The 26,524-nt window shown below is 60.3% G+C and carries 29 protein-coding genes; 9 read left to right on the forward strand and 20 right to left on the reverse strand.

The genetic code is table 11. The annotated features are described in order from the left end of the window. The first annotated feature begins 75 nt into the window (after nt 1–75). Together HGP13_RS36290 and HGP13_RS36295 are read left to right on the forward strand one after the other, a co-directional pair. Complete coding sequence (locus HGP13_RS36290; RefSeq protein WP_246707522.1) at nt 76–486, forward strand: hypothetical protein; 411 nt, start codon at nt 76–78, stop codon at nt 484–486. Continuing rightward, nucleotides 483–2,753, forward strand: coding sequence for a relaxase/mobilization nuclease domain-containing protein (locus HGP13_RS36295; protein WP_172235062.1), 2,271 nt, complete (start codon nt 483–485; stop codon nt 2,751–2,753). The genes HGP13_RS36290 and HGP13_RS36295 overlap by 4 nt, the downstream gene beginning before the upstream one ends. 116 nt (nt 2,754–2,869) lie before the next feature. Here the strand turns inward: HGP13_RS36295 and HGP13_RS36300 are convergent, their stop codons facing one another. From HGP13_RS36300 to HGP13_RS36365, 14 genes are all read right to left on the reverse strand, one after another. Further along, nucleotides 2,870–3,151, reverse strand: a complete 282-nt coding sequence (locus HGP13_RS36300; protein ID WP_172235236.1) for an XRE family transcriptional regulator — start codon at nt 3,149–3,151, stop codon at nt 2,870–2,872. Next, entirely contained in the window at nt 3,148–3,471 is a 324-nt protein-coding gene (locus HGP13_RS36305; protein WP_027054595.1) for a type II toxin-antitoxin system RelE/ParE family toxin, read from the reverse strand. The genes HGP13_RS36300 and HGP13_RS36305 overlap by 4 nt, the downstream gene beginning before the upstream one ends. A gap of 220 nt (nt 3,472–3,691) precedes the next feature. Further along, the gene (locus tag HGP13_RS36310) at nt 3,692–5,929 is read right to left on the reverse strand and encodes a type IV secretory system conjugative DNA transfer family protein (RefSeq protein ID WP_246707523.1); all 2,238 of its coding nucleotides are present in this window, start codon (nt 5,927–5,929) and stop codon (nt 3,692–3,694) included. Between the two features lie 64 nt (nt 5,930–5,993). Beyond that, nucleotides 5,994–7,040, reverse strand: a complete 1,047-nt coding sequence (gene virB11, locus HGP13_RS36315) for a P-type DNA transfer ATPase VirB11 (protein ID WP_172235064.1) — start codon at nt 7,038–7,040, stop codon at nt 5,994–5,996. Further along, entirely contained in the window at nt 7,006–8,319 is a 1,314-nt protein-coding gene (virB10, locus tag HGP13_RS36320; RefSeq protein WP_246707524.1) for a type IV secretion system protein VirB10, read from the reverse strand. Before virB10 ends, virB11 begins: the two co-directional genes overlap by 35 nt. A gap of 7 nt (nt 8,320–8,326) precedes the next feature. After that, on the reverse strand, nt 8,327–9,163 hold the full coding sequence (virB9, locus tag HGP13_RS36325; protein ID WP_095204882.1) for a P-type conjugative transfer protein VirB9: 837 nt from the start codon (nt 9,161–9,163) through the stop codon (nt 8,327–8,329). Continuing rightward, the gene (locus tag HGP13_RS36330) at nt 9,160–9,891 is read right to left on the reverse strand and encodes a virB8 family protein (protein ID WP_172235065.1); all 732 of its coding nucleotides are present in this window, start codon (nt 9,889–9,891) and stop codon (nt 9,160–9,162) included. Before HGP13_RS36330 ends, virB9 begins: the two co-directional genes overlap by 4 nt. A 13-nt stretch (nt 9,892–9,904) precedes the next feature. Beyond that, nucleotides 9,905–10,975, reverse strand: coding sequence for a type IV secretion system protein (locus HGP13_RS36335; protein ID WP_172235066.1), 1,071 nt, complete (start codon nt 10,973–10,975; stop codon nt 9,905–9,907). A 226-nt stretch (nt 10,976–11,201) separates the two neighbouring features. Continuing rightward, nucleotides 11,202–11,885 carry a type IV secretion system protein gene (locus HGP13_RS36340; RefSeq protein WP_246707525.1) on the reverse strand — a complete coding sequence of 228 codons (684 nt, stop codon included), beginning with the start codon at nt 11,883–11,885 and terminating at the stop codon, nt 11,202–11,204. A gap of 41 nt (nt 11,886–11,926) precedes the next feature. Beyond that, nucleotides 11,927–12,814, reverse strand: coding sequence for a hypothetical protein (locus HGP13_RS36345; protein WP_246707526.1), 888 nt, complete (start codon nt 12,812–12,814; stop codon nt 11,927–11,929). 8 nt (nt 12,815–12,822) lie between these two features. Beyond that, on the reverse strand, nt 12,823–15,234 hold the full coding sequence (locus tag HGP13_RS36350; protein WP_172235067.1) for a VirB4 family type IV secretion system protein: 2,412 nt from the start codon (nt 15,232–15,234) through the stop codon (nt 12,823–12,825). Between the two features lies 1 nt (nt 15,235). Then, on the reverse strand, nt 15,236–15,544 hold the full coding sequence (locus HGP13_RS36355) for a type IV secretion system protein VirB3 (RefSeq protein WP_095204906.1): 309 nt from the start codon (nt 15,542–15,544) through the stop codon (nt 15,236–15,238). Between the two features lie 5 nt (nt 15,545–15,549). Next, nucleotides 15,550–15,858 carry a TrbC/VirB2 family protein gene (locus HGP13_RS36360; protein ID WP_095204888.1) on the reverse strand — a complete coding sequence of 103 codons (309 nt, stop codon included), beginning with the start codon at nt 15,856–15,858 and terminating at the stop codon, nt 15,550–15,552. A gap of 12 nt (nt 15,859–15,870) precedes the next feature. Next, nucleotides 15,871–16,728 (reverse strand): lytic transglycosylase domain-containing protein, encoded by an 858-nt coding sequence (locus HGP13_RS36365; RefSeq protein WP_172235068.1) that lies wholly within the window; start codon nt 16,726–16,728, stop codon nt 15,871–15,873. An 89-nt stretch (nt 16,729–16,817) separates the two neighbouring features. Between HGP13_RS36365 and HGP13_RS36370 the strand changes: the two genes are divergently transcribed. Both HGP13_RS36370 and HGP13_RS36375 read left to right on the forward strand, forming a co-directional pair. Then, the gene (locus tag HGP13_RS36370) at nt 16,818–17,357 is read left to right on the forward strand and encodes a hypothetical protein (protein ID WP_172235069.1); all 540 of its coding nucleotides are present in this window, start codon (nt 16,818–16,820) and stop codon (nt 17,355–17,357) included. After that, on the forward strand, nt 17,357–17,956 hold the full coding sequence (locus HGP13_RS36375) for a thermonuclease family protein (RefSeq protein ID WP_172235070.1): 600 nt from the start codon (nt 17,357–17,359) through the stop codon (nt 17,954–17,956). Before HGP13_RS36370 ends, HGP13_RS36375 begins: the two co-directional genes overlap by 1 nt. Before the next feature lie 24 nt (nt 17,957–17,980). On the opposite strand, the gene HGP13_RS36380 is transcribed toward HGP13_RS36375, so the two are convergent. Then, on the reverse strand, nt 17,981–18,322 hold the full coding sequence (locus HGP13_RS36380) for a hypothetical protein (RefSeq protein ID WP_172235071.1): 342 nt from the start codon (nt 18,320–18,322) through the stop codon (nt 17,981–17,983). A 65-nt stretch (nt 18,323–18,387) separates the two neighbouring features. Then, nucleotides 18,388–18,702 (reverse strand): hypothetical protein, encoded by a 315-nt coding sequence (locus HGP13_RS36385; protein WP_172235072.1) that lies wholly within the window; start codon nt 18,700–18,702, stop codon nt 18,388–18,390. Between the two features lie 287 nt (nt 18,703–18,989). Here HGP13_RS36385 and HGP13_RS36390 point away from each other — a divergent pair, with 287 nt between their 5' ends. Then, a complete protein-coding gene (locus tag HGP13_RS36390) occupies nt 18,990–19,442 on the forward strand; it encodes a helix-turn-helix transcriptional regulator (RefSeq protein ID WP_172235073.1) in 453 nt (150 codons plus the stop codon). Nucleotides 19,443–19,587: 145 nt separating this feature from the next. Further along, on the forward strand, nt 19,588–19,920 hold the full coding sequence (locus HGP13_RS36395) for a hypothetical protein (protein ID WP_095204893.1): 333 nt from the start codon (nt 19,588–19,590) through the stop codon (nt 19,918–19,920). Nucleotides 19,921–19,962: 42 nt separating this feature from the next. On the opposite strand, the gene HGP13_RS36400 is transcribed toward HGP13_RS36395, so the two are convergent. From HGP13_RS36400 to HGP13_RS36410, 3 genes are read right to left on the reverse strand one after another with little or no spacing between them, the layout of a single operon-like run. Continuing rightward, nucleotides 19,963–20,673 (reverse strand): hypothetical protein, encoded by a 711-nt coding sequence (locus tag HGP13_RS36400; RefSeq protein WP_172235074.1) that lies wholly within the window; start codon nt 20,671–20,673, stop codon nt 19,963–19,965. Nucleotides 20,674–20,684: 11 nt separating this feature from the next. Further along, nucleotides 20,685–21,365: a hypothetical protein gene (locus HGP13_RS36405; protein WP_172235075.1), complete on the reverse strand. Its 681-nt coding sequence runs from the start codon at nt 21,363–21,365 to the stop codon at nt 20,685–20,687. Nucleotides 21,366–21,423: 58 nt separating this feature from the next. After that, on the reverse strand, nt 21,424–21,969 hold the full coding sequence (locus tag HGP13_RS36410; protein WP_246707527.1) for a hypothetical protein: 546 nt from the start codon (nt 21,967–21,969) through the stop codon (nt 21,424–21,426). Nucleotides 21,970–22,081: 112 nt separating this feature from the next. Between HGP13_RS36410 and HGP13_RS36415 the strand changes: the two genes are divergently transcribed. Then, complete coding sequence (locus tag HGP13_RS36415) at nt 22,082–23,152, forward strand: acyltransferase (protein WP_246707528.1); 1,071 nt, start codon at nt 22,082–22,084, stop codon at nt 23,150–23,152. Next, nucleotides 23,149–23,427 (forward strand): hypothetical protein, encoded by a 279-nt coding sequence (locus HGP13_RS36420; RefSeq protein WP_172235078.1) that lies wholly within the window; start codon nt 23,149–23,151, stop codon nt 23,425–23,427. The genes HGP13_RS36415 and HGP13_RS36420 overlap by 4 nt, the downstream gene beginning before the upstream one ends. Before the next feature lie 519 nt (nt 23,428–23,946). Here HGP13_RS36420 and HGP13_RS36425 read toward each other — a convergent pair. Next, nucleotides 23,947–24,666 (reverse strand): hypothetical protein, encoded by a 720-nt coding sequence (locus tag HGP13_RS36425; RefSeq protein ID WP_246707529.1) that lies wholly within the window; start codon nt 24,664–24,666, stop codon nt 23,947–23,949. A 731-nt stretch (nt 24,667–25,397) separates the two neighbouring features. Here HGP13_RS36425 and HGP13_RS36430 point away from each other — a divergent pair. Next, nucleotides 25,398–26,135 carry a LuxR family transcriptional regulator gene (locus HGP13_RS36430; RefSeq protein WP_172235079.1) on the forward strand — a complete coding sequence of 246 codons (738 nt, stop codon included), beginning with the start codon at nt 25,398–25,400 and terminating at the stop codon, nt 26,133–26,135. The last annotated feature ends 389 nt before the right edge of the window (nt 26,136–26,524 follow it).

The raw sequence follows: 26,524 nt of genomic DNA on the forward strand, positions 1-26,524 counted from the left end.
GGCTGAGCAGGTCGTCGCTTCGCTTCGACCTGGACCGTCTTCGACGTGAGGCCCATCCGCCATAGCGAGGGAATTTTGCACACCAGCGCCGCCCACAAGGACACCCGAAAGCGCTCCCGGATCGATATTGGGCCGGACGCGGGCGCGCTCCTGGATGAGGCCTGCAAGGTGTTCCAGCTTGACCGAGCGGAGACGTTGCGGCGCATTATCCGGGCCAGCCTGGATGTCGGTCCCGCTCTGTCCGCTGAGAATTCACGCACTGTCGCGGCGTTGGCCTCGCAAGTCCGGATGGTCGGCCGAAACCTCGGCCAGCTTCTCCATGCCATCCATTCCGGCCACGCTGCCCCCATCGAGGCGGCGTTGCCGATATGGGAAGCGCTGGATGAGAGGGTGAAAGCTGTCGACGCCGAATTGACGGCGATGACGATCGCGCATGGCCTGAAACTTCGGAAGGCGGCGCATCTGCTGGATGGTGAGGGCGCGTGAACCTCGACCAGTCGTCCATACAGGCCATAGCCGATCGGATTCGCGCGAGCGCGGCTTTTGAAGAAGAGAACCGCAAGCGCCGGCATCGGGCCATGTTGTCCTTTGCTGGAAATGACGATGATTGGTTGTTCAAGACGGTTCGCGGCCGGACAGGGGAGGGCGGTCTCGGGGGACGCCAGACAGCGGAACCGGCCGTGCCGCGCTCGTCTGCGCGAGAGCTGGAGCCGCCGCGCGGTAAAGCCGGGCGACTAAACCTCGCCCTGCCAACGAAGTGGCGGAAGCTCGCCGGCGGACCTCGGCCGAGGGCCGCTGCCGACAGGCTGGCGGCCGGGTATCAGCCGGCCGTTCTGAAGGTGATTTCCTACGGGCATGGCGTCACTAGGGCAGCCGCCATCGGTCAATATATCCAGAAGGAGGGCGTCGCGCTCGAGACGTATGACGCGCGTATCCTGGCAACGCGGGAAGCCGTCGCCGAGGAAATGAAACAGTGGGGCGAGGGTTTCGACAAGCGGCGGGAGAGCGAGGATGTGGCGACGTTTCGGCTTTCGCTGGCAGGGCAGGAGAATGCCGAGCGCCTTTCACAGGCAGTTCAGGCAGGTTTCGCCGGCCACGGTTTCGCCTATCGTATCGACACACTGCAGGACGGATCGAGCGTCGCGCGCGTCGTCGCGACCATGGCCGGACACAGCGTCGTGCGGGGTGAGAACGGGGACGACAAGGTGAAGCATCGGTTTCACTTTTCCGATCGACGCCAGCAGGATCGCCAGTTCTCGGCACCAACCCGGGCCATGATCGCCTCGCGGATCTCCGATGCGCTTGGGGTCAAGGAGGATACCGTTTCGGTGAAGCCAATTGGGGAGCCCAGCCACGGCAAGGCCGGTGTCGTGTTCCAGCTCGCGCGCCTTACCCATGACGCAGCGGCGATCGGCGCCGACGGCGCCGCGATCGCGTCTGAGGAGGCGGTTCGGCAGACCGCGCAGTCCTGGGACAAGACCCTGAATTCCTACAAGCCTCGCGACACCATGCACATGATCCTGTCGGCCAAGGCGGGCGAGGACAGGCAAGCTCTGGTGAGGGCCGCACGTGGGTTCCTGCATGAGCAGTTCCCCAATCACAAATTCGCCTTCGGCATGCATGCCGATATGGCGGAGGAGGGCGGCCATATTCATGTCCATGCCATCGTCGTCGTGAAAGGTGAGGACGGTGAGCGATTGCGACCAGGTCCGGCCCAGCTTCGCGAATGGCGCGCGCTCTATGCCCAGCACGCACAAGCGCAGGGCATGAAAATCGTCGCGACTTCCGCGGCCTATCGAGCGTCATCACAAAGCTATGGTCCGCGCGACAAGGCGATTGTGGCCACGGCCGAAAAGCCGCGGCCGGGCAGGGAGGCGCGGGACCGCGCCTATGCCCGTGCAAACCCGCACGTCATCGAGAAAGCCCGCCAGCGGATCAATCACGCAAAGGCCAACCCGGTAAAGATTCCGATTTCGGCGCGCCAGCTGCAGGCCACCCAGGCAAGCCTTCGGGACTGGCACTCAGTTGCTGCTTCCCAGCCGGATAACGCGACAGCGAGTCAATTCATTGATCGGATGACGCAAGCTTTCCGATCCGGTACTGTTGTCGTCGCTATTCGAGATGGAAAGGGTGTTCAAATGAGTTCAGATGCCACCGCGGACCAGATGCGGGAAAACCTAAAACAGATCAACGAGACCGTTAACAAGACAGCGGCCATGATGAACGGCCAGACGAAAGCGGAGTTCTTACGGCGCGCAGCGCCCACCATGGAGCTGCTTGCGATCCGGACGGATCTCAAATCCCTGCAGGAAGGTGGCGTCACGCATGTCAGTGAAGACCAGGCCCATCGGATTGCCGGCACGCGCGCCGAAGCTTTGATCCATCGCGCCCAGGAGATCGAGGCCGCTGAGCGGCTTGAGGCCGATCGCGCTCGCGAGATCCGTAATCGCGCCATCGAGCAGGAGATTCGTGACGAACGAGCCGGATCGGCTGATCCGACCTCGCTTGAGGAGGTTGCGCAAGACCGCGAAATGGTGCGCAATGCCGAAAGCATCGCTGCGAAGGAAGCCCGCGAGGCACAAGCCGCAAGCGAAGCCGCGCGTTCATTGGCGCAGAATCCTAACGAGCGGCTTGATCCCGAGATCGTCAAAGGCGAACGGCTCGAAGAACTGCAGCGCCTGCAGTCGAGGAGCATCAACACCGCTCCGGTCGAAGGCGAAGAGCCTGATTCACAGAAGCCGCAAAAGCAGTAGTTGCCTCGCCATGCAGCACTAAGTGAGCTCGTTTTTCCCTAAGCCGGGCTCTGGCTGGGGCTCCGTTCGGCACTCGCTCGCGCAAAACGCAAATGTGCTCATTTGACACTTCGTGATTATGCAGCCTGTTTTACCCGGATTTCTATAACCAGGTGTGCGGAGGCGGCGATGTTGACAAGTGCGTCAAGCGAGAATTTGGCGAGCTTACCGCGCAGCAGATCATTGGTGCGAGGGCGCGTCAGACCGAGCCGCTTGGCGGCTTCCTCCTGAGGAATGTCCCAACGCTGGACTGCCTTACGGATTTCGTAGAGCAGCGCCGAGCGCGCCTTGAGGTTTGCAGCCTCTTGTTTGGTGTCCGCCAGGGCGTCCCAGACGTTCTCATAGATTTCTACGTTCATCGTTCTGCCTTCCATCGTTTTAGCCGTTGAGCCGCCAGATCAAGGTCTTTCTTGGATGTGGCCTGTGTCTTCTTCTGGAACGCATGAAGCACCAAAACGCGGTCCTCCAGGGTTGCCAGATAGATGACGCGGAACGCTCCCGATGCCTCCCGGACTCTGATTTCCCTGACGCCGGCCCCCACGATCTGCATAGGCTTCCAGTCGTCGGGATCGTCGCCGCGCTGGACAAGTTCGAGCTGCCAGCCGGCCTCTATCCGCGCATCGTCAGGAAACGCTCGAACATCCGCCCTACTGCTTCCAAGCCATTCAATCACCTTCATCGAGGTGCACTGTATCGGTTTTGATACAGGTCGGCTAGAGTGAAAATCAATCGCATTTTACGGACCAGCAATCAGCTCACGTCCCCACCAAGACCCGGGAGGCGCAACGAAACGGTTAGATGCGCCCGCCATCGGATTAGGGACGCTTGGTCTCGTTCTCACGCTCGACACAGCAACGAAGGCACAAACCGCGCATTTGTATTCAACCGACTTTCACGTCCTAGCGATCGCCGTGACGTCTAATTTGATCCTGCAGCGCCTCAAGAGCGGCTGGCGGTACCCCTTCGACATCTCCGCTATCCACTGACGGTGACAGGGAAGGAGCGCCGGCCTCCACTTCCTGATCGAGCGATGCGAGCAGCGCGGCGATCGACGTGGACTTGTTTCCCGGCCGGACTTGGAATTGCAAGACACCCGCCTTGCCTTCAGACGCACTCGGGTCGGACGTCTTTGATGCTGCCGGCGCCGATCGCTGGCCAAGGGTGGGAAGCGGCCGCGGCGCATCATCGGCCGTCTGGTCGGTCCGCTTCGGCTTCAACTCCGGAACTTCAGCGGCGACCTCGCTCTTTGCTTCAGCCTCACCGCCCGTTGGAAGGCCTGAGCTTGGCAGCGCCTGTGGTGCGTCCGCGCTGTCGCTTTTTACTTTCGGCTTTAACGCGACGGGATCAACCCTTTCAGCCGCCGCACCAGTCGCAGGCGGCACCGCATCGGCATGGGCTGTATGGCCTGAAACCGGCGCTTCGACGGTATCGGGTTCCCCCAACTCGAAAGGTGCCGCTGGCGCGGTGTTAGCCGCTTCGACGTCCGCCATCGAGCGCAGCGGAAGATCCTGCCATCGTGAGAGAGGGGGAACCTTCAAGCGCCGGTGCCGAAATTCCCGGTAGGTCGCCTTATAGGGAGCGTCCTTATAATAGGTGATCTTGCGCACCATGAAACCAGGGGGGCTTGAGACCAGAACCACGGCCTGCTTCGCCGGCATTTGCCGAAGCTCCGCCGCCGTCCGGAATGGCCTTTCCTGATAACTTAAACTCTTGTCTCGGCCCCCAAATATACCTTGACCAGCCCTGATGATCGGTGTGGCCACCTCGATCGTGGTCGGTCCCAGCATTACAGAGACATGTTCCGAGGTCTCCACGTCGTTCATGCGGATGAAAAGCTTCACCTGACACGCGGACACCGTGGTCTGCCGCGTCGCTTTTCCATAGACTTCGTCAAGCTGGGCAAGATCCTGCAGGATCAGGACCATGCGAAAGCCATAGCCCGCGTTGATCGCCAGCTTGGAAACGATAGACTCCATTTTGCCGAGCTGGCGAAACTCGTCGATCATCACCAGGACCTGATAGGGCTCGTCCGGGCCTGGCGAGGAAGCCATCAGCACATCATGGATTTGCTGAACCAGGAGTTTGATGATGGGCCGGAACACGTCGAGCTGCGCCACCGAGCAGCCGATGAAGAGAGCCGTCGGGTCCTTGCGAAACTTCGAGATATCGAAATCGGTCGACGCCGTAGCGGCTGCAACGAGATCGTTGGTCCAGGGGCTGAGAGCCGCCGTCATGTTGAAGTAGGCCGAGTTTCGCGTTTCCTTTTCCAGCGCAATGAACTGGTTGAGCCCGTGCACGACCCACGAAGGCAGATATTTTTCCTCGTCATTGCGGATATTCGTCAGCACCCTGAGAAAATCCACGCCGGTCGAAAGAAGCATCGCGACGGCGCGCAAATGACGCTGCCCCTCATAGCGTGGTGACGTCAACACATAGCCGATCATGGCCGAAAGCAGCTGCCGGCCGGCGCGCGCCCAGATCTCGGAACTTCCTGTCGCGTCGGGGATGATGAAGGAGGAGACCACCGCGCAGTCCGTCGGCATGCGCGCATCGCGCCGAATGAAATCCAGCGGATTATAGCGATGCGAATCCTGCTCGCCGGGCGAAAAGAAAAAGACCTTGTCGCCGAGAGCCTGCCGGTGTGCACCGAACGCCTCGAAGTTCTCCCGCTTAGGATCGAACCACACCGAGGATCCTCGCCACATATAACCGTTCGGAATGACAAAGCTGACGCCCTTGCCGGATCGGGTCGGCCCGACCACCAAGACGTGCGCGGGATCGTCCGAGCGGATCGTCGCCCCACCCATCTTGCCGAGGATCAAGCCTTGCTTTGCCAGCAGGTTTTTCCTTTCGGCGTCCATGATCGTGCCGAACCGCGCATCGCCGTAGTGCTTTGGCTTGCGGTTGATCAGGCTTGCAAAGATCAGGCCGACGCCGATCGCCACCACAACCGCGACCGCGATCGCGCCCCGGATGATCGTCTCGCCCTGCGTGGGATGATAGGCCAGGCGCTGGCTGAAATGCTGCCAGGCAACGAACAGGCCGCTTAGGCTGCGTTGCGCGTTCTGGTATTTTAGAAGCCCCCAGCGCGAGGCGCCTTCAGAGGGGAGGGCGGGATTCCACCGCCATGTCGCCACCAGCTCGTAGGCTAGGCTCCAAAGGGCAAAGAAGGCGGCGAGGCCGATGAGGCCGAGGAGAAGCCTATAAGTGAATACGCGAGACATTCTGGGGAACCTTTCTGGCGGCTCTCCATTCGGTCATGCGGTTGAACCAGATCGCCGAAGTTCCGCGCCAGCCGCCCCGGCGCGTTTGTTGGATCACAATCGGCAGGACCGACCGCACGTAATCGATGATCTCTGCCTTGCTCAGCCCGAGCCCAGCCTGCATGACCATCAAGGCCAGCTGCTCAAACGCACCGGTCGGGCTGTCCGCATGGATCGTCGTGATCGATCCGGGATGACCTGTGTTGACGGCGCGCAAGAACGAATAGGCTTCCGCTCCCCGGATCTCGCCCAGGAAGATTCGATCCGGCCGCAACCGCATGGCGGCTTGCAGCAGCGTTTCAACGGTCACGTGCGCCAGGCCCTGGTCGCCCTTTGATGCAACGAGGGGCAGATAGTTGGGCTGGTGTGGTTTAACCTCCCGCGTATCCTCAATGGTGAGGATCCGCTCATCCGAAGGCACCTCGTGCAAAATCGCGTTCAAAAACGTCGTTTTGCCCGACGATGTGCCTCCTGAAAGCAAGATCGAATACCGTTCCCGCACGGCCAGGCGGAGGAAATCCTCGATCTTGCCGGCGTCGAGATATTCGCAAAGGGCGCTGTCGGTCTCGCTCAGTTCGCCGGGATCCTGGACGGAGATCGTATCGAACGACCCCCGCTTCCGGTAATCATCAAGGCGCATATCCTTCACGACCTGCTTGCGGATCGCGAAGGCGCCTCCTGTCGGCGTCGCCGGCGCAAGCACGCCCTGGAAGCGTTCGCCGCCGGGGAGGGCGGCTGAAAGCAATGGATTTTCCTCGCTGATCGATTGCGAGGATGACGCCGCTATACGTTCCATGAGGTAAGTGATCGCGGCGCGGTCGAGCTCGGGGACGTCGAAGGGCTCCATATGTGTCGAGCCAACAATTTCGACCCACACAAGTCCAGGCCCGTTTGCACAGATTTCGACCACGCGATCGTCGTCGAGCCAGCGCCGCACCGGCGCCAGCGCCTTATTTAGGAAGACGGTTCTTTGCTGCCCGCTCACGTCGTATCTCCGTCAACGCCTCGCGTACCGGGTCCGGATAGAACTCCGAAAAATCGAGGTCCCGGCGGACGAACACCATGATGCGCGACCCCTGATCGACATGGATCGTGGGCGCGATATTGATCGAATTGCGAAGCGCCTCTTCGGCAATGCGGTTGAGGCTTTGCGAGACCTGTTGCGCGCCGATCTGACGGGCGCTCTGCAGGTATTGGTTGGGCTGCGTCTGGTTTGTCACCGTCTGTCCGGTCTGCGGGTCCGTGTAGGTCTGGTTGGTGTTCGACCCATTCTGGTCGTTGCCGAGGTTGGCGATGAATTGCGTCGCACCGCCCACGACACTTAGAAGGATCGCCGAGCCGAACCGCTCGAAATAATGGTTGTCGACCTCGCCCGGCATGCCGCTGCGACCGAGCTCGTCGGTGCCCGTCGAACCGAGCTGCACCGACATACCGTCCGATCGAAGCAGGCGTGTCCACACTATGAACACCCGCGTTTGGCCGGTTGCAATGCCACTGCGATATTCACCGATAAGGCGGGAGCCAGCGGGGATCAAAACCCTGCGACCGTCGAAGGACCACACATCCTCCGACACGACGGCCCGAACCATACCGGCAAGATCGCTCTGGATGGCGGTCTCGAGTACGCCCTTGATCATCGTCCCTTGGGCGACCAGAGCGTCCGTGCGCGGGTTCATCGTGGCCTTCGATGTATCCGCTCCGCTCTGGCTCGCCCTTGCCAAAAAACGCCGATTGGGGTCCTCCTCGCCCTCGCCTGCGTTTCCGGCCGCCGCTGCATCCGTACCATTGCCGCCCAATGCTGACGCACTGCCAGGCGCATCGCCGCTATCGACGACGAGCTGCTTGGCGCGCAAGCGCTCCCATTTGCGGCGCTCCTCCTCTTCTTGCCTGCGCCGTTCTTCCTCAGCCAGGCGACGGGCCTCGGAATCATCCTGCACCTGTGGTGGAGCCGCAGGCGGCTGCAAGGCTGGTGGAGGGGGAGGCGGAGCCTCGACGGTCGCCGGCGGCTCTTCGGGAGCCGTCGGAATTTTCAGGGTGCCGTTATCAAGCTGGGGGCGCGGCGTATCGAGCCCCGGTGCGGGAAACTGTGTGGTGTGAAACTCCTCGCCATCCGACGCCGTCAACAGCGGCTTGTCTGGCGCACGCGTCGCCGCATAGATCATCCAGCCGGCGAAGACCACCGCACCCAGCGGAACCGCGATCTTGAAGAATGTGCTTGCCCCGAATTTTGGCGCGGCGACCGCCGTGCCTTCCTCAGCGAGCATTCTGTACTCATTGGGAGATGGCATCGGGTCCCCTCACTTTCCGAACAGTTCCACCGCCGACACGCTGCGGTTCGTAAGGTTCAAGCCCGGTCGGTTCGTTCACATTGTTCAGTCTCAGATTGAAGACGCAGGTTGCTTCGGTGCCGTTGCGCAGGGTCCATTGGTAATTGACCTTGTCGACGACGATGTACGGGCCCTCGCGGCGATAATTCACAAGGGTCTCATTGCGCTCGCTATCAACGACATGGATCGCCGGCACTTCCCTTGCTGGATCGAAGCGGAACCAGGTCTTCACGCCGTCGTCGTAGATCACGAGCGGCTTATTTGCCGACGACCCCTTATAGGCATAGGACGAGTTGGCGTTTTCGGCCTTGAAACCCTGCCGGTTCGGCTGCGCCGCCCGAGCCCGGGCTTCGTCCATCAGCGCCGCGTCCGACGCCTCTTCGGGATAGCGAAACTTGATCGCATAGACCTGTTGTGCAACCGGCCGAAACTCGCCGTTGAGGAAGAACACATAGCTGCGCTTGTTCGTCAGGACATTGAGATTCCCGCCCGCATTCTTCTCGATCGGCTTCACAAAGAGCACATTGCCCTTCTTGTTGGGTTCGATGCTCCAGGCCGGGACGTCGCCAGCGCCGAGGGTTTCGATTTTCTCGTCATCGCCGAATTCGATCATCGTCGAGGCGCCATAGCTGGCCGGCACCGACACCACATCGTCCTTCTGATACCAGACGAAGCGAATGCGACTGTCACGAGATCCCGCCCGAGGGGTCTGTTCGGCAAGGGCCGGCTGAACCGCGCAAACGCCGAGCCCGATTGCCATCAGGATGCCGGCGACCTTCATTGCGGTGTCTCCGCGGTGGGTGCCGGCGCCGTCTCCTGATCGCGCCGATATTCGAGCACCTGGAAGCCGAGCGGATTTTCAAAGCGGATCTCGTTTTTGGCCGGAACGCCGGTGTAGCGGAACCGGATCAACGACACCCAATGCCGCTGCACGGTGTTCGCTTGGCTCTTTTCCTCCGTCATGAACCGGACCAGGGCGGTCCTTTGATTGGGAAATGTCACGGACTTCACGGTCACGGCCACGACGGTGTTTCGCCCGTAGAGCACGACGGGGTTCGTCACTTTGTTCGCCGGGCTGAAAAGCTCGACGAGCTCCCTCGAGGCATCGCCGGCGCTCAGCAATTGCGCGAGATCGAAGTTGTCCTTCAGCGCCTTCGGATCGTAGGTCTCGCGAGCCTTCACATAACGGACGATATCGAACATCCCCATCGACTCGTCCTGCTGCAAAGGACCGTCGGCCAGCGGCCGCTTGACCTCGACAAACCCGGTGGATTTGTCGACCACCACCATGTAGGGCTCATAAGTCTTGAGCGGCAGCGCAAGGATCAGCGCGCCCACGGCTGCAACGGCAATGACCGAGGTGACGCTTGCCACGCACCACGCCAGAGATCGCGACCAGCGATTGCGTCGCGCGATATCTTTTTCCCAGATTGCCGCATCCACGTAGTAGGGCAAAGGAGACTCGGTTTCCTTCGCCAGTCGCCCAGCGCTTTCCTTCACATCGCTCATTGGTGCCCCAAACCTATCCGGGATCCGTCAGCTTTCGGGAAAGCCGTGCATATTCCGCTGAATTCTCATACCTTCTCTGTGCGAGGCTCACGCGCGCCCGCTCGCGACCCGCCAGGCGTTCCTGCCGCGTGCTCCAGCCCAAGCGTCCCATCAGCCTGCGCTGACCGGCTTGGCCCATCGCTGCGAAGGCGCCGCCGTAGAAGCGCCCAAACGAAGGTGTTCCAATACCAATTCCGCCTGCGAGCGAGGCGGCAACGTTGGTGATCTGCGACAGCAGCAGCACACCGACGAGGCAGATCAGGATCAGCGGCGCGGCTTCGGTCAAGGTCGTTGTCGCAGCACCATTCGACCGGTTGACCGCGTCGAAATAGGTCTGGGTGATCGAGATGAAGAAGGCACAGAAGGCGTAGACCAGAATCTGCACACACATGTACTGCACGATCGCGGTTACCCAGCCGGCGAAGAACCGGGTCGTGTAGCCGAACAGCATAAGAATGATGAACACTGGGGCGAGTGCCAGCAAAAGCCAAAGAAAGATCTTCGACAGGATGATGAGGAAGATCGCATAGCCGATGAGCAGCGCGCCGACGACAAGGATGATCGCCGCCAGTACGTAGCCGCCGAAGTTCAACACGCCAAGGCTCTTGATAAAGGCGGCAGTGGAATTGGCGAGCGAATCCCAGATGTTTTGCAGGGCCGTCTGCACGGAGTTGACGGAGTTCAGCCCGGCCGATGTCCCGGTCACATTGGCCGAAACGCTCGTGAGAAGGCTGTTCCCGATCGCGGCAGGTGTCTCATTCGCGAACGAATAGGCATATGTTTGAAAGTCCCCCCAGCTCGTCGCCAGAGCGTAGATGACGAAGGCGCGGAACAGGCGCCAGATCATCTCTTTTCCCGATCCCGTCGAGGTTCCCTGCCAGATGCTGATGGCCCAGACTATCACGTACAGCGTCAGCATCAGGCCGGCGACGCCTCCCTGTCCGCCGCCGGTCAGGGCCGACGCCAGGTTCTGGTAGGCTTGCGATACATAGTTATTGCCGAACTTGTCGACCTGTTGCAGAAGCGTGGTGATATTGAAGTTCATTTTTTCGACGTCCCCCCTGGAAACAGAGATGGATCGCTATTGAGTGCCTTCATCGGACCGCACTCGAATGGCTTCTTCGCTTCTGTTCTTGGTTCGGGCGCCGCGAACGCCATCGGCTGCATCGGTCCCTCGTCGCGCGAGCACGGAGCCTTGAGCGGCTTGTGGCCACACCCGGAGGTCGCGACGGCGCCAATGATGGCGGCCGCTGATAGAAGAAAGCGCATCGTCATTGGCCGGACTTGTATTCGAGCCCCCGCGAGGCTTGCGTGATCAGGTTCATACGATCGATGTTTTCCTGATTGGCGGCCGCCGTAGCGGTATTCACCGCGCCGATCAGTTCGTTCACGGTCAGACCCGTTTGCACCATGATCTGGCTGTTCTGATCGATCGAGCCCTTGATGTCCTGCGCCGTGCCGATCCGTTGAGCGCCCGACTGAAAAGCGCTGGAACGGGTCTTCACCCCATTTTGCGAGGAGTCCACCAGCCCGGTAACAGTGGCCGCGACGTTCACCAGGGCGCTGTAGTTCTTATCCATCTGCGTCGTTTGGCCATTGATCAGGCCCGAAATGGTTTTCACCAGCTGCAAGCCATTGATCATGTTCGAAACGATGCCCTGCGATCCATTGCCGAGGCCGGCGAACGACAACGAGCCGCCCGAGATCACGCTAGCAAGCGAAGGCGCGTCCCCCATGGAGAAGCCGCCATTGCCCAAGGCCATCTGCGCGAGCTGGCCGGCCTGGCTCGACCGGTCGCCCGTGACGGCCTGCAGCGTCTTTTGCGTATAGTTCATGATGTTGCGGTCGGTGCTGAGGATCTCGCTCGTGGCCGATGCAATCTGCCGAGCCTGTTCCAGATTAGCCTCGTCGATCGTAGGCACTTGCGCAAAGGCGATACCGCCAAGGCCAAGCAAGAGTGCTGCTGTTAACGGAATTCCACGCATAGCGCTTTCTCCTATTGAGCCTGATATTGCTTGACGGTCGACATCAGTTCGTCGGTCGTCATTGTGACGGGGGCGCTGTTGGCGTCCCTTTGGATTTGCGAAAGCACGGGCGAGACGTTTTCAACCGTGTCGGTCGTGCGCGGCGCCGTGCATGCGCCGTCCGTCGACGGGCAGCATGGGTTGCCGGCCGTGCCGCCGCCGCTTGTAGCCCCGGGACAGCTTGTCGAGCCACCCGAGCCAGGCGGCGGGCCCGAGCCAGGCGGCGGGGACGCGGGAGTGGGCACCACCAGGCCGGAGGATCCCCGACTTGTCAGTGTGGCAGTGCCGATGTTCCGCACGTTGAAAGCTTGGGCGAAGAACCCTGTCGCCTGGATCACCTCGTTGAAGGTCAGCCCGCCTTGGGCGCGGATTGCGCTGTTGCGGTCGAAGGCTTCCATGACCGTTTTGTCGGTCCCGATATCCTGACCCATGGTCTCGAAGGACTGCTTATTGGGGGCCACCGTTGACATGCTGCCATTCATGCCCCCTAGAATCTGACTGGTGATATCCAACTGGCCCCTTTCACCGGCATTGCCGCCGACAGCGCCCGATCCCGACCCGGTCGAGGCGAACGCCGAAGAGCCCTTGATGTCCGGATTGGCCTGTTCCAAGGACGCCTGGCCACTCGCCGGATCGACCGAAGCCTTCGGGCTCTTCACGTTCTGCGCCTTTTTGGGCGTCGTCACCGAGCAATTGACGCCCTGCGTGGCGGACTTCGTGTCCTCCTGGATGAGCTTGATCTGAACCTTGTCGGCCTTGTCCTCGCTCCGCTGCGACAAGATCGGGCTGTCAGAAACCGGCACGGCCGCCATCGCCGTCGATCCCGCGAAAATCGTCACAAGGGCGGCCATCGCGCCCATAATGGTCTTCATTCCGGGTCCCTCCCAAGAAAGATTGGCAACCAAACCTGCGGATCGTCGCCGACGCGCGCGCGCAGCGCGTCGAGCTCCTGAACCGTCTCAATTCGTCCGGAGAGGATCTTGATCGCGTCAGGCATCGCGCCCAGATTGAGGCGCGCAATGACGCTGTCCTGATCATGCTTGATCAGGAATTTGCGGGCTTCGGGCGGGGTTTCGCGGATCCATTTGATCTCGCGCTCAGACAGCCCGAACGCCCTGTGCGATTCCTCGTCGGCCTTCGGGTTGGGGAAAAAAATATTGGTCGGCGTCTGTTCGATCAGCGTGTTGGCAATCGACGACTTCACAATATCCGCCGCAGACTGCGTGCCGAAGCCGATGATGCCATTGAGCTTACGAATGGTTTTCAGCTTGTCCTTGATGAAGTAGCTGAAAATATCATTGTCCAGGAGCTTCCAGCCTTCATCGAGGAAGATCATGACCGGTTGCCCGTCAAGCAGCTCCTCGATGCGATGGAAGATATAGAGCAAGGCCGCCGTGCTGGTCGTTGCGTCGCTCAACACGCTCGTCATGTCGAAGCCGAAAATGGACGACATCGAAAACGAGTCTTCCGCGTTGTTGAACAACCAACCGCGCTGATCCGGCCTCATCCATGGCTGCAAGCGCGAATAGAGATCGTCATCGCCGGCGCGCATCGCACCGCGCAACAGCTCGGCGAACTCCTCCATGGTTCGACCTTCGGGCGGCGCGCTCGCCACCTGGGCGATCGCGTTGCGGATGACTTGCTCCTCGCGCGTCGAGTGGGCGTGTCCGTCGGATCGACGCAGCATGAAGCTGAAAAGCTGGAAGAGGAATTCGCGATTGCGCGGCGTATCGGGCAGGCGCAACGGATTGAAGCCGGAAGGCTCCCCGGCCTTCAGAACCTCATAGCGGCCGCCAAGCGACCGCACGAAGATATCCAGGCCACGATCCTTGTCGATCATCACCAGCTTGGGGCGCGGCGTGATGCGCTGCGCCTGTGCCGCGAGAAAGCCGAGCAGTACCGTCTTGCCCGAGCCCGAGGGACCGTTCAGGGTGAAGTTGCCGAGGTCTCGAACATGGAAGTTGAAGAAGTAGGCCGTTTGCGACGTCGTCTCCAGGACGCTTATCGGCGTTCCCCAATGAACCCCGCCAGTCCGGCCGCTCGGATAGTTATGGAAGGCCGAGAAGCCCGCCATGTTCTTCGATGAGATCATCGACTTGCGCGCCACATAGGCGAAATTGCCAGGCAGCGTGGCCCAGAACGCAGGTTCACAATTCAGGTCCTCGCGAACCCACAGGGCGGACACCTCTGTCAGCGCCGTGCCGACATCGGTCACGCAGCGCACCACGTCGTCCATGGTTTTCCCGAGGCACAGCACCGTCAGATGATGCAAGCCATAGAGCGCTTCCGAGGACAGAAGCTCATCGCGCGCTTCACCGAGTTGATCGGCCACGATCGAGCCGGCTTCATCCGACATGTCGATCTTGCGCCCGACCCGCTCCATCTGGGTCAGCGCCTGGGGCTTGTCGATGATGGCGAAGGATTGCGTCACGATGAATTCGTGCGGCACCTTCAGCATGGGGTTGAGCATCCCTGGTCCCGTAATGGAGGGGTACTCGCCGACCGAAATGATGGCGCCGTATCGCGTTTCGCCAGGGAACGCCCCGCGAATTTCCAGCGCATTCGGGCCAAAGAACAGCCGCTTCGTCGCTAGCGCCTCCGCGAGTTTCATGCGCGGCAGTGCCATCGGCCGCGGCAATCCGCCATTGACGAGCTGCACCAGGAATTCCAGCGGTTCGGAATGCCAAACGTCACTGCGCTTGACGACGGTGAGAACCCGCGCGCCATACGCCTGCAGGCTCTCTCGGACGGCTTTCATCACGTCCGTGAGTTCGATCAGCGCCCGCTCCTCGCTCGAAGAGCGACCGTCCGCAGCCCTTCGTCCCGAAAGCTTGCGGATCACGAGATCCGCGGTCCCGACCGTGCCTTGCAGCTCGCGCCGCACGATCGTCAGGTAGATGTCGTTCACAAACATGCGCTGGGTGCGCAGGGCCGCCGTGTAGCGCTGGTCCAGCTCTTGGCAGAACTTATTCTCGAAGCTCGACTCGATCGCCGGCTTCACCTCGCGGCGCAGGATATGCGAGTAGATCGCATAGCGAGAGTTCGCCAACCCCCGAATGAGATCGTTGCGGCCGAGCAGGCGCGAATTGATCTCGGCGATATCGATCGTCTCGAAGCACAGTCCGCTCATGTGAACGAAGGACATCAACATGCCGTCCTGCGTCTTGATCACCTCGTCGGACATATGCCGCGAATAGGGTATGTGGGCCGAAACCGGATTCTCCCGACGAGACACGGCCCCGAAACTCAGTTCATCGCGAAGAGCCCGTGCGATCGCCACGTCACACCCGGTAACTGCGCGCCCCCCAGAAGCTGGCGCTCCGGGGCGGCATCTTTCGTGAACGGATGAACATGATCTCGATGAACATGGGATCGCGCATGATCGCGATCCTGGTAACCGCATAGAGCGGCACGCAGATACAGAGCATGATCAGATTATGGGTTGCAAGGAACACGACAGCGGTCAGCACGCCGATGAACCCCGCTAGCTCGTAGGGGATGCCGAGCACCGTCGGCGCTCGGGTCAAGCCCTTGACCAGCGGAGTGATCAACAGTCTGGGCTCGCCAGGATCGATCCGGCCGTCTGCCATGCCGATCACCTTCCGACCGCGGATTGAAAGAATTCGACGATCTGGGCCGAGCCGAAGACCAGCACGATACCCAAGACCCAGCTTCCGGCCACAAACCATGACAGGCGTGCCGCCCAGGCCATGAAGCCCATGAAAATGCAGAACAGAACCGCCAAAGCCGTCGCGATCGGCCCGGTCAGGGTCTGCACCAACGTCTGCAGTGTGCTTTGCACCGGCTGGAGATTTCCGCCCCCAGCCATCGCCTGCGTTGCCAAGAGCATGAGCGGCATCGCCACACCAGTGCCGCGTGCAGCAAACATCTTCCACAAGGTCATCAAAGCTTCTCCTCAGTCAAAGTTTTGCACCATCCCGCCTTGCCAGACCGGCGCCGTCGCTTCGCGAGACGTCATTGTGCTGCCATTGCGGGAATTGGTGTGGGATGTCGGATCATTTCGTTGATCGGCCGCGGCGGCCGCAGCCGGTTGAACGCCGGCCAGGTCAAGGCTCACCGGCCCGGCGGGCATCACTGCCTCAGACCCGACCGATGGCCATTGGTAGAAATCGTTGATGACGTTGGCGACGTAGCCAACCGTCTCGGGGTAGGGCGGCACGCCCTTATATTTGAGAACCGCGATCTCGCCGGCATTGTAGGCGGCGAGCATGTATATCGGGTTCGGAAATTTGCGATGCAGATCCCGCAGAAAGCCGATCCCACCTTTCACATTGTCCGCTGGATCGCAGATATTGACACCGTAGCTTACCGCCGTGGACGGCAGAAGCTGCATCAGGCCATAGGCCCCTTTGGGCGATAGCGCGCCGGAATTGAAGCGGCTTTCGGCCCGGGCAACCGCGAGGACGAGGGGCGGGGCAAAGCCTTGCTGGCGCGCGACGGCTTCGACGATCCGCTGCCCTTCTTCCTTCGACAGGGCAGCTACGCCGGGGCATGGGTTGTCAGCCAAGGTCGATGTCACCGTAGCGGCCGCGCGGTCAGCACCTCCCGCCGCACCGATCCGCTGCACGTCCTGGCTTTCAACCTGGTAGGCCGGCATCACCCGGCCATTCACGACGACGGCAGCATTAACGCTCCGCGTGGCAGGTGCCGTAACTCGGTCCTGGAATTTCTGCGCAGCTTCCTGTGCAGGCGCCGCTTGGCACGTCGCCAGGATCGCACCCGCTGCAAGTACCGTTTTGCGGGATCTAATCATTAAAATAATCCTGCACCGTTGCCGATTCTCTAATGCTGAATTAATACAATGAATCGATGAACTGCAATCGCGAAATTGAGGCAGGCACAATGAAAATGAGCAAGGTTCTTCCCGTTGTGGCGTTTTTGCCGACCTTGGCGGCTCTGTCCCCGGCGCCGGCCCATGCGGATGATTTCGGCTGCAAGGTCTTGCTGTGCATCCTCAACCCGCAGGGTTGGGCGAGCGTCGGGGAATGTGTGCCTCCGGTCGAGCGCGCTTTCCGTATGGTCGCGCATGGGGAGCCCTGGCCCCAGTGCCCCGAGGCCGGCAGTTCCGGTCGTATCGGATATGAGAAATTCAAACCCTGCCCAGACGGCACGATCGCCGTCTCGCCCGAGACGGAATCGGGCGGGAGCGACAACAGCTCTCGCTCACAAACTGTCTACAAGCCCGACAATAGCGGCGCTTTCTGTGCTGCGCGGAATGCAACGAATGCCTCTTGGGGCACGAACCCGAGAGGTTCGGGTTACGGTGCGCGTCCAACATCGGCCGTGACGCGGCGCGAGCAGAGGACGGAGCCAAACTATCTCGATCTCACGACGACCGACGGCAAACAACGGTTCTGGTTCAATCTGAGCAGGTATCAATAATGAAACCTGGCTTCGCCGCCGCCGGCATTCTCGCGGCCGTCCTCGCCTGTGTTCCGGCACTGGCCGAGGACAAATCCAATCCCTGGTTTCCGATCCCCGCCACAGCATCGTTCAGCACCGGCGACAGCTGGACCTATGCCGGTGAAACCCACCGTCTCTACGGCGTTCAAGCCTGTCTGCGAGGCACATATTTCACAAATAGGGCAGGGGGGCATGTCGATTGCGGGGAGGCAAGCCTTGCAATGCTCGTCTCTCTCATCCGGGATCTCAAACCTCAATGCTACACGGCTGCCTGGCAGGCCGCGACCAAAACGCGCTTCGTCGTTTGCGTCGCGCAGCCTACTTCAGGATCCGCGGCCGGTTCTCGCATCGATCTCGGCACGGCGCTGCTCTCGACCGGCTGGGCGTTCGCGGCTGTCACTCCGAACGGCGCTCCGGTCCATGCTCCCTATATCGTCGCGCAGGAGGTCGCTAAAAAGCAGCACCTTGGCCTGTGGCAGTTTGCCGACGTGCCCGATCCGAATGCCATCATCCTCCGCGATATCCGAAACGCTTCTAACCAGACTAGTCAGCCCTCGAATCCGCCTGCAAATCGATAACCAGTCCCCGGCGCGTTGGGACTGTTAGAGTTTGAAGCGGCCAAGGCGCCGATCGTTGAGGCGGTACTGCCAGATGAGGTTCGGATCCTTGGGGTTGACGCCGGATGTCGACCAAGGGGAGCGATCGGGCTTTGCAGCGTCATGTAAAGGAAGATCGTCATCACAGCGCGACAGCTGTAACGAGGAGGGAAGACGATAACGTCCGAGTTTGCGCGTCAGAAACGCGATGACACAGACGGCGGCGAGGGACAGGATCAAGAAAGCAGTGGAAAAGCTGAGCATGCGAAGGCCGGCTTCCCGATCGGGCAGGGCGAAGAAAGCGAGCACGCCGCCGGCGAAAATTGCGAACGCGAACCTCATGAACATGAGAGAGAGCCTCCTATTTCGATGTTGATCATTATAATATCACATATTGGGCGTCATTATAATGATCAATGGAGATAAGATGGCCCCTCATCGATCAAGCGTTGTTCGACGGCGGGCTGCATGCTGCCGCTTTCGGCGGTACCGGCTTCAGACTGCGGCGGATTACCCGTCGCCTTTTCCAGCTCGAACAGGGATAGAGATTGGATCCTAGCCGACTCCGCCGGGCCAAGCCTTGCGTAATCGGCAAATGCCAATTCTAAGCTGCGCAGCCGCCTAATATCGTTACATAGCCAGGAAATCATCCCCGCTCTTGAAACAGCGGCGTCGAGGTTTCGCTTCTGGTCGACCTGAACCAGGTCATTCGAAATGGTATGGGGCAACAATTGCAGGGCCTGCCTGCCTGCCTCAGGGGCAGAGAGCAGGGTTGTCCCTCCGGATGATCATTTAATTATTCATTGTCAACAGGGGCATGCAGATCGAAATGCTATCGTGTTTGGAATGATTTTAGCGACGGCCAAAAGCTATACGCCGTCACTTTGCGGGAGTATGGGGAGGATGCGCGACACTTTAGTAGGCCAATGAGTCATCGTTTCGGCTAACAGCCTGAGCACTAGACATTTTACAAAAAATGGCCGTCATATTCCGACTGATAAGCAGGAGTGCAACCGTGCCGATATTTAAGAACAAGACAGAAGACAGCGATGGTTGGCTTTCGATCCTGCTCGCGCTGCGACTTCGCCAAATCGAGAACGAGTACCCGGACTATGCGAGTTTTGCCGACGCTACGGGGCTATCGCGCGGCACGCTCTACCAGTTGCGGACGGGGAAGGGGAACCCGACATTCGTCACCCTGGAGCGGCTGGCACGGCATCTGAAGGTGCCGGTGTGGACGCTCGTTGGTCGGACTGGTGACGACGACAGCGTGAAGCGGGACATCGAGACGTTCGGCTTCAACTTCAACGAGATTGCGCGGCATATCGAGGCCACGCGTGCTGTGAAGCGCTCGATGACGGAGTTCAGTGGTGTACCTTCTTTGAAAGAGGCAGCCAGCCCCGCTGGGGCAACCTCCGAGAAGAAGCGGCCGCCTCAGGCCAAAAAAGGACGCAGGACAAGCCAGTAGCATACAAGAAATGTAGAAGCTGCTAAACTACCAGCGTAGATTCATTTGCTACGATAAGCAGAAAATACATTTTATATTTCTTTGACTCGCATCAGGAAATCCGCCAGCGTCGATGTAATGTTATCATTTTGCTGAAGGGTCCACGATGCAAGCGAATATCTGGCAAGTCGCAGGAGACGACGCGCTTTACAGGGAGGCGGCAGCGTTCGTCGATTGCCACCCGAAACCATGGGTGGAAGAGGTTTCGGAATTTCTGCGGAAGAAAGGCAAGCCCGAGGCGATCACGTTGGTGATCGGACAGTTCATCGTGGCGGCTCTGTTCGAAGGACGATACGCGGATCTGCTGTACTGGTCGCTGGTTGCGGCCGAAGTGAACTGCGTTGTGATGGAGCAATGGCCTGATGATGTGCGCCAGGAGCTGGCGAGCCATCTGAAACGGGGATTTGGAAAGCTCTCGTCGCGAAATCTCTCCCATTGAAGGCGGCGGGCCGACGGCGTGGCCTTCAACGGGAAGATGGGGTTACACCTGACCAGAGGCGACATTGATATCGTTGCCGGTCGGGCCTGGAGCAGCAGAGGCGAGTTTTGTGTCGCCTCCTGTATTGAAATCCCCCGGCCCCAGGCACGCGGCCGTGTCACCTTCATGGCAGCTGGCGTCGGCCATGGAGCGTGCGTTCTTCGCCATATCGCAGATCGTTGTCCCGTTGATATCGGAGAATCCGCTACAGCGGCCTGAGCGAACCATCTGCTGGCAATTGCCAGTCCCCAATTGAATACAGGCCGCAATAAATGAGCCATCGACCTTCTGACCGTCGAAGGTCCCCATCTGGATGAGCTGCTTGACGGGCGCGGAGTTATAGCCGTCGTTTGTAAGCTTGGCCCAGGTGTCGACCTGAAACTGGAGGGATTGGCAGCCAAACTCGGAACGCGACATGCCTGCGTAGTTTTTGATGTTGGTGTTGTTCAGCTGGAAAATGCCGGTGCAGCAAGAGCCATTGTAGACGCCTTTGTTGCCGCCGGATTCGAAGCGACCGAGGCCGCCAAGGCTGCACGATGTGGTTTTCAGCTCGTCGTGCAGGGACGAATTCTTGACGGCATCTGTGATGTCCTGTGCGGAGTAGTCGGTGCGCTCGCAATATTGTGCGCCGGCTGCATATGCTGCCGTCACCGAATTGCAGACTAGAAGGCCGGCCGCAAGGACGCTGCTGAGTTTGGAGTAGAAACGATACATAGGAATGCACCTCATGGAAGCTTGGCGCTGGTTGTGCATCGAGACCACTCCTTGCCGCCGACGAAGGAACGAAAATGGATCTCTTTGGCGTTCGCTTTGACGTCGATTTCGGTTCGATCGTTACGGTTGGCCTGGGGTCGATCGTCATCGGACAGATCGACGTAGCAGGCTTCCGCGCGTGCAACGATTTTGCCGCTGTCTGGATCAATGATGCGCGCCTCGCATAGGTCAGGCTCTATGGAAGAGCCGGCGTTGTTTGCGCCAGTCTCGCATTTGCGGGTCGAGGCGATCGAGACGATGAAGGTATGCGATCCGACTTTGATGGGCTTCGACAGGATATCGAGTGGCGGTATCTGCCCGGCCGGAATGGTTCTGTGCAGCTCGTCACGCCAATAGGCGGCATTCGAGGCGATGATATCGGACCATGCGGTCTGTATGGCCGGCTGCGCGTCTGTGGTCGTAAGCGACTGGTAGCCTAGAGGCTCCCATGCGTGTGCGGAGATGGCAGACATGGGGATAATCGCGAGGGCGGTAAGCGTGGACATGGTAAACCTCCTGACACCGCCGTGGCCGCCGCCAGGAGCCCCGGTCAAGGCCGCGCATCGCGCGTCGTGAGGGAAGCCTTGATCCGCTGGCGATGGCCGGTGGCAGGCTGGTGTACTGACTAAGGTCAGGATTTCCATGTCGATCATGGTTGTGCTCCTTCCGAGTATCGAGGTTGCCGGAAACACGCCGGCATCGCGACTTCCCCTAGGGTTGCGGGACAGGGACCCGGAATTGGCATTCCGGGGCGATTTCACCTTGGAATACGATGCCGGCGCGAATGCTTTTGGCCTGAACATCATATGCACCCATCGCACCATTCCGAGCGAGGTCGGGGCGCACGTTGTTTGGTTGCGCGCCATATTCGATGAAACAGCCGGAGCCAGCGTCAGCGACCGTTGATCGGCCGTTCTGGTAGATCGCCAAGCGCATGGGACATCGTTTCAGCGTGGCATTGCCGACAGGATCGGTGCGGATCGGCGAGCAGCCGGTGAGCGTGTGCAGGACCGAGAGGACGACGGTTTTGGTCGGGCTGCGAATGACGATGTGACTCTCGGAAGCCGGCGCGTTGGCGACCGCAAAGCGCGTATCGCCTTTGGCCGCGTAGGCGTCGTTGTTCTTCTTCAGTCGGTCGGCCCATAGGGAGGCGTAGGGCACAGCTTCCGAGTTCGGGAGCTCGAGATCGGCGTAGGCGACGGCGCGCCAGGCGTTCGGATCATGCGTGCGCGACTGAGCCGAAGCGTCGGGCGCCAATGTAAGGGCAGCCGCGACTGCGATAAATGTCAGGCGTCCATGCATTCCTTGCCTCGCTTTTATGCCCTATGATTAAATCAATGTTGTGATGATTGTCGAGCGTGATATTTGGATGCGACAAGAAGCCCGGCTATCGGGGCTGGATGAATTGCGAGGCCTGGCGATCGGGCTGGTGGTGCTGTCGCATGTCGGGCCGGTCTTCGGAGAAGGCGGGACGGCCGCGGCTCTGCTGTTTGCCCCGGCATGGAGCGTCGGGGTCGACCTGTTCTTTGTGATTTCCGGCCTGGTGGTGGAACGCTCATTGCGAAGCCTGCGCCTCGAGCGGGGAGCGCTCGAGGCGGCCTTCGCCTTCTATGTCAGGCGTGCTATGCGGATCGTGCCGCTGGCCTGGTGCGTCGGCGCCATCCTCTCGATCGGGTTGATCCTGCCGGGAAGCGGCGTTGAGCCTGCAGACGCGAAGGCGGCATTCGCCTTCATCTCGAATGCGCATTGGGCGGCCTGTTTCGGGGGCGCCAAAGGATGCGGGAACGCCTTTGCGTTTGGGCCATTCTGGTCGATCGCCGCCGAAATGCAATTTTATCTACTGGCTCCGCTCCTGGTGTTCTTGCTACCGCCGCGGGCGCTCGTCGCGCTAGCCGGACTCGTTCTCGTGGTCGGGGCGTTCACGCTGCGGCCATGGGGCGGGACGCTTTGGACGTTCCGCATCGATGCAATCGCGGTCGGGCTGGCGATCGGAGCAACCATGGGCACAAGCGCATGGCCATGGCTGGCGGAAAACCTGCTGGCGATCGGCAACATGGAAACGGCGTTCTGGATGACGGTCGGGGCCTTCATGCTGGCGATCTTGCCGCCGGCGACACATGGCGTGGCGACTGCCGCATTGGCGCTGACGTGCGGGTGGATCGTGACAAGGGCGACCTTGCGGAATGGTTCTGTGAACTGGCCAGGGCGGATTCTGCGCCGCCTGGGAGACATTTCGTATGCGCTCTATCTGATCCATCTGCCGGTGCTGGCGCTGTTCAACTGGTCCCTTGGCCAATTCCTGGGCGCTCCGGCGACGGCAACGTTCTCGATCGCGATTGCGATCGGGCTGTCTCATGTACTGACAGCGGCGATCGGAGATCCGCTGCGCCAGCTTGGCCGCCAATGGTCAAATCGAACAGTCCGGGAGGTGTCGCCGTGACGGAAGAAAATCGTCAGTGGTCGCTTGGTGGTGAAGACGTCAATCAAATTCCGCGAGGAGCGAGGGCGCTGGCGGAGCAGCTATTGACCGAGACCGACGGCGATGCCGTGGCAGCGCTCGTCGCGGCATGCTGCGTCATTGGAGCCATGCGCTCGGCGGTATCGAGGGGTATGGTGCGCAACGGATCGCCGTCAGGGATCAATATCGCGCAAGTGCTGGACGTGTTCGTACGAAACGAGCCCCCAGCAGAAGAGCAGAGCCTAACCGATAGATGACCTCGACCGTGAAGTAGCGGCGATGTTGGGAGGCTGTGCGGCCTGCCGCTCGCTCCCCCAGAATGCTGAACGCACGATACCAGCAGAATCTTCGTGGGCGACCGTCAGCAATGCCGAGCACTGACGCTGATTTCGCCAGGAAAGAGATTGAACTAGAGCCTTGCGAAACGCTTGGTCGAACGACAGATCGATCTCGCATAGCGAATGCCTTTGAAATAGTCGCTCGCCTGGCCTGTTCTTCCTAAAAGAAAAGTGCGGGAAGCATGATTTTGGCCGGTGAGCGATGCGGCCTCCGTGCTGAAGGTCGCCATGACTGCTGGCGCGACCACACGCAATACGCTCGAAGTCGCCGAAGAGTCGCCATCTTCGAACTGGGATCTGCACGAAAGAGACGTGGTGGAAGCGTACCTCTCATACGCCGCGGACAATCTTGGCGACGCTGGCGCCTTGCCGTTGGTTTGGCCGTCGGCTTCTGTGCGCGTCTGGCCAGCCGACACGCGGCAGTGTGACGGCCGCCGCTTAGTAGCGGCTGCCAAACCAGCCCTTGCTCTTGGGTGGCGAGGGTTCCTGATAAGCCCACGGGACGGATTTGTAGGACGGCCTCGGGTCTTGGACGCGCCAAGCCTTCTGCCAGTAGTAGAAATTGAGGGGTACTCGGGCGAGCACGCGACCATCGGCAGACAGGAGGTCGGAAGCGCAGGCGACGACGGGGCCGTCGTAGTGTTGCACGCGGCCGGTATAGCCGTTGAGCGCTCCGGGCCGGCACGCAAAGACACGAACGCCTGCAGCGATCGTGTCCGGGGCTTCCGCAGGGACGGAGATCGTCTTGATGCCTTCCTCGGTGATGAGCGTGCGCACAGGCACGGAACTCCAATGCGAGCGGCGCAAGGCGTTATTCGCCTGAGCTTCGGTCGGGTAGCCGGTTCGCTGGGTAATGACCGGCGGGAAGCGGCCCCAGTCGGGCGCATATTCTTGCTGGCTGCGACTGACGCGATCCGGTTTCCAATAGGAGTCCGTAACCGAAACGGGGCCGGCCGAATGTGAAGCATCCGGCACTCGCTCGGCGCAACCGGCGAGCAAGGCCGCGGATGCGACGAGGTGGAGGATGTGACGAAAAGAACTCATGTCGTGCTCGGAGGTCATGGGTTTGCAGGTGAGGATTTCCGGCGGAGCCAAGGCATCTGGAAGGTGCTGGCCCAAATGCGGTGCACGAAGCAAAAGTTGATTGCTGGTTCCCATGGGTCACTCCTCTTCAGATTCATTGAGTCAGTAAACTATCTTGCAAATCGCTGTGCAAGTGTCTCTGACTCATATCCCACGAGGGGAGGAGGGTGCTCTATCCGGATCCGCGCCCGATGGGCCGGATAGGGCCTCGGTGTCGAGTTGACGCGGGGCCGTCAAGCAATCGATACTCTGAATGCGCGCTATTGCCGCGGCGGTCGCAGCGGCATCCGCTGAACGAACTCAGCGGCTTCGTGGGCGGCCTTGCCTGATGTCGCTGCGAGCCTGTCGAAGCCGCTGTTCGAGCGCCAAATAGCGAGCCGTAATCGAGTTCAGCTTTGTGAAAAACTGCCTGCTCTGCGCAGGATTGCCCGGCGCAGGCGGAGGGAAGAAGGCAAAAAGAGCTTCCCGGTCAGCGTCTAATTGTTCTAGCTCCGAGCAGAGACGGCAAATCTCGTGGTCGTCCGTTGCGGAACGCTGATGTGATGCACGGCGGTTGGCACGTGTGGAGTTAGTTTGCCGAGCCACATCGTTTGACGAAGGTACAATCGTATCCAAGGCGTTTCCTCCACGCCGGGTTGTGGTCATCCAATCTGGAATAATGCGGGTTGCAACCTATGTATACTGGCGGTTTTGCCTGTCACTTTTGACAGGTCGTGAGACGCTGGAATCCAGCGAGGAGCAACCTAGTCAGATAGCCGCGCGACTGGCTTGGAGAGGCACGTCGATAGCAAGAAGGTAAGCTGAATATGGCGCAATTTGACTCAAATGTTCACGACATGACGGAGGGTATTCGCGCAGTTGCCTCTCCTGCCGACGCAGCGGACCTTCTGAACACAATTGTCGAGAGTTACGGCCTTGAGACGGCGGCCTTTCTTACCGTCAGGCCGGTTTACGAGGAACCGAGTAAGCCGTTCTGTTTGACCACCTATTCGCCTGAGTGGGTGAAACGCTACATCGAGAAGGATTTTTTCGACATCGATCCCGTGCTTCGCTACGGGCTGCGTGCTGTGACATTGGTTGATTGGAAGGAGATCGACCTATCGGACAAGGCCGTGCGCACGTTCTTTGGTGAAGCGAGGCAACATGGTGTCGGGAAGCATGGCGTCACGTTCCCGGTTAGGGGTGTCGACGGCGACCGCGGCATTCTGAGCGTGACGAGCAACGAGAACGCAGCGGCGTGGCAGGCGTTCCTCAAATCCGAGGTTCGCGACCTCCAGCATCTCGCCGGCGAATTTCACAATGCTATCGGTCGAATCCAAGGAAGGCGACTCCATCGGACGGTCTGCTCCGATAGAGAGATCGAGTGCCTGAGATGGTACGCTAGGGGAGAGAAGGTCAAACGGACCGCAGAGATACTGTCGCTATCCCCTCGCACGGTCCGATTTCATCTTGATCTGGCACGGGCCAAGCTGGGTGCCAAAAGCTTGGCCCATGCGGTTGCGATCGCGGCCGAGCGCGGCCTTTTCTTTCAAAGACTGTTCTGATCGGTAGCCAAGCGCTTCGCGGAGGCCGCCGGCAAAACTCGTTCCGTTTCGTGTAGCTGGGAATGATAGAATGACTGGATCATGGGAAAGAAGGGAGACGTCGCTCTGGACAACCTGATCAGGAAGGCACCGCAGGGGTAGAATGCTGGCCAAACCAAGTGTCCTATTCGCAAACCACACGGTACCGCTTGCCGGGCTCGCTGATATTCTTGCAGACAAGCGGCTTGTGTGGCTCGGAAGAGGAGAGCGGAGGGCTTGCGGCCGGCGATGCCCGTCTGTTTGATGTCTTGAGACTTGCCGTACGGCGCGGTTTGAGCCGTTCCGGCTCCTGTGGCGCAACCGGAAACACGCTGGTTTCGATCTGTTGCCGCCGCAGGCGTAGCGGCTCT

The organism is Mesorhizobium sp. NZP2077, assembly GCF_013170805.1.
Lineage (GTDB): Bacteria > Pseudomonadota > Alphaproteobacteria > Rhizobiales > Rhizobiaceae > Mesorhizobium.